We start from the raw sequence: 3,380 nt of genomic DNA on the forward strand, positions 1-3,380 counted from the left end.
AGATAGGCACGCTTGGCTTCACTGCCCGCGGTGGCGACGAGACGGGCACCGGCCGCGCGGGCCAGGGCCAGCACGGCATGGCCGACACCGCCGGCGCCGGCATGGACCAGCACCCGCTCGCCAGGCCGCAGACCCTCCAGGGCGAGCATGGCGGTGAGGTACGCAACGGGCTGCCCGGCGACGCTGCTCCAGTCGAGGCGGGGCGGGATCGGCCGGGCCAAGCGGGCATCGACCTTTACCCGGTCGGCGAAGCAGCCGGCGGCGATCGCGACGACGACATCACCTTCCTGCAGCGTGGTGACGCCCGGGCCGACCTCGGCGACCACGCCTGCGCATTCCACGCCCGGTGCCCCGGCATCGCCGGGATAGAGGCCCAGCAGGTTCATCACGTCGCGGAAATTGATGCCGTAAGCGGCGATCTCGACCACGACCTCGCCCGGCCCGGCCCTGGGTCGCGTGCGGGATTCCCAGGCGAGCGAGCGGCTGGTGGCGGCTTGGTCGCGCCGGAGGGCGAAGCTGCCGGCAGGGGGTGGCAGCTCGGCCGGCTCGCGTGGCTCGAGATCGAGGCGGGATAGCTCGCCGTTCCGAAGGCAGAGCAGGCGGCAGGCCGGGTCTGCCGGTAGCGGCGGCGCCAGGTCCGGCTGGCCGTCGAGCAGGCGCGGATCGAGCTCGGGCAGTTCCGCGGCGATCGTGCTGGCAAGACCGATTGCGGCGGCCTGGGCGGGATTGGTGCCGGAGAAGGCGCCATCGGTCCGGAGCAGCAGGGGCCGTGGCGCTGCGGCGGCGGCTTCCTCGGCGACGGCATCCAACACCTGCCCGAATAGGGCCAGCGGATCGGACTGGCCACGCAGGTCGAGGATGCGGCGCGGTCGGGGATCGGCCGGGGCATCCGGAGGAACCGACAGGAAGCGGAGGTCGTGGATCGCGGCAGCACCGCCGGCCCGGGCGATCCGGGCCATGCCGACGCCATGGCAGGCGGCCACGACGCGCCCGTCCTGGTCCAGGAGCAATGCGTCGAAGCGCTGCGACCCTGCTTTGCGGACCAGCGCCCGGCGGGGCATGCCGCCGAACCAGTCGAGCCGTTCCACACCGGCCAGAAGCCAGGTGCCATCCGTGTCCTCGGGCAGGAGGGCGGCCAGGGCCTGCCAGGCAGCATCCAGCAGCCGCGGGTCGAGGCGGAAGGCCGGGTCCGGCCGATGCGCCAGCTCCGCCACGGCCGTGTCGACCTGGCGACGGAGTGCGGCCAGTCCCTCGAAGGCCGGGCCATAGGCCAGGCCGCTCCGGGCGAAGGCGGCATAGAGGGCTGACGGATCGAGCTGCTGTCCGTCGGCCGGCAGCTCGACCGCTTCGGATGCCGGTGCCGTGGCGAAACGGGCATCGGCCAGCTTCTGGAAGGGTGCCGCTTCGTCATCCGGCACCTGGAAGATCGTGACGGTGCGGGCATCAGGGTCCAGCACGGTGTGCAGGACCGGCTCGGTGCCGAGGTCGAGCGGCGCATAGAAGGCGAGATCGGTCAGCCGGACCGGGTCCGGCCCGTCCACAGCGGCCAGCATCATCTCGACCATGGCCGCAGCCGGCAGGATCACCCGGCCGTCGACCCGGTGGTCGGCCAGCCAGGGCGGGCTGGCCGGGTCGAGCTGCTGCTCGAACTGGCGCTGCGCCACGGCGGAGCGCAGGCGGCGGCCGAGCAGCGGGTGGCCGGCTGCCCTGGGCAGGCTGCGCTGGCGGCGCGGCTCGACCCAGTAGCGGCGGCGCTGGAAGGCCGGCGCCGGCAGTGGTGGCCGCGCCCTTGTCCCGGCGGGCGGGGCGGCCAGCACGACATGGGCGTTGGTGCCGCTGAAGCCGAACGAGCTGACGCCGGCATGACGGAACGGGCCCGGCACCGGCTCGGCGGGGAAGCGCAGGTCGGCGTCACCGAGCGCGATATGCGGGTTCAGGCGGCGGAAATGGAGGTTGCCCGGCAGCACGCCGTGGCGGAGCGCCATGCCCGCCTTGATCAGGCCGGCAATGCCGGCGGCCGCCTCGGCATGGCCGATATTGGTCTTGATCGCACCGACCCAAAGCGGCCGGGAGCGCGCGCCGAACAGGTCGCGCAGGGCATGGACCTCGATGGGATCACCCAGGGCGGTGCCGGTGCCATGCGCCTCGACCAGATCGATCGCGTCCGGCTCCAGCCCGGCATCGGCCAGGGCGGCGCGAATCACCGCCTCCTGCGCGGCGCCGCTGGGTGCGGTCAGGCCGGCGGAGCGGCCGTCCTGGTTCAGGGCGGAGCCCAGGATCACGGCGTGGATCGGGTCGCCGTCGCGCTCTGCGTCCGAGAGCCGCTTGAGCAGGACCAGGCCGCAGCCCTCGCCGCGCACGAACCCGTCGGCCCGGTCGTCGAACGCCTTGCAGCGCCGGTCGGGCGCCATCATCTGCAGCTGCCCGAGCGCAGTGGTGGTGCCGGCCCCCATGATCAGGTTGACGCCGCCCGCGATCGCCATGCCGCATTCGCCGGCGCGCAGGCTGCCGACCGCCAGGTGAACGGCCACCAGCGAGGAGGAGCAGGCGGTGTCAGTGACCAGCGCCGGGCCGTTCAGCCCCAGCGTATAGGCGAGCCGACCAGCCGCGATCGAGGGTGCCGAGCCGGTGCCGGCATAGCCTTCCACCTGATCGCCGGCCGCGGCGATCACGGCATAGTCATAGTTGCACATGCCGACGAACACGCCGGTGCGGCTGCCGGCGATGTCCTTCGGGTCGAGGCCGGCATCGGCCAGCGCCTCGCTGGCGACCTCGAGCAGGAGGCGGTGCTGCGGGTCGATATAGGGCGCCTCGCGCGGCGAGATGCCGAACCAAGTCGGGTCGAACGCGGCGATGTCGGGCAGGAAGCCGGCCTCGAGCCCCTCCCCCTCGTGGCCCGGAAGCTGGCGGCGCAGCTCGGGCAGCGGGCCGATCGCGTCGCTGCCGGCCAGCAGCAACTGCCAGAACGAGGCGGGATCCTGGCCGCCGCCGGGAAAGCGGCAGCCGATGCCGATGATCGCGATGGGCTCGTTGGCGGACCGTTTCGGTGCCGCGACGTCCGGTGCGGCCGGCCGGGCGGTTCCCTCCAGATGGGCGGCCAGCGCATCGATGGTCGGATGGTCGAACAGCAGCGTGGTGCTGGCGGCGGGCTCGCCGAACCGTTCGAACAGGCGGTTGCGCAGCTGCACCGCCATCAGCGAATCCAGGCCCAGCTCGAACAGGCTGATCCCTGTCGGGAACCGGCGGGTGTCCGCATGGCCGAGGATCCGGGCGGCCTCCGCCGCCACCGTCTCCGCCACGGACTGCGCAGGTGCCGGGGACGGGGTGGGCAGCCTCGCCGGCTCGACCGGCCTAACAGTGGGCAGCTGCCAGCCGGCCAG

At 73.3% G+C, this 3,380-nt stretch carries 1 protein-coding gene; it reads right to left on the reverse strand.

Going from position 1 to position 3,380, the window contains the following annotated elements; all coding sequences use genetic code 11:
* On the reverse strand, nucleotides 1-3,287 hold a 3,287-nt coding region (locus EQG76_RS29615), incomplete at its 3' end, for a beta-ketoacyl synthase N-terminal-like domain-containing protein (protein WP_235031620.1).
* Nucleotides 3,288-3,380 lie beyond the last annotated feature (93 nt).

It is taken from the genome of Geminicoccus flavidas (assembly GCF_009806515.1).
Lineage (GTDB): Bacteria > Pseudomonadota > Alphaproteobacteria > Geminicoccales > Geminicoccaceae > Geminicoccus > Geminicoccus flavidus.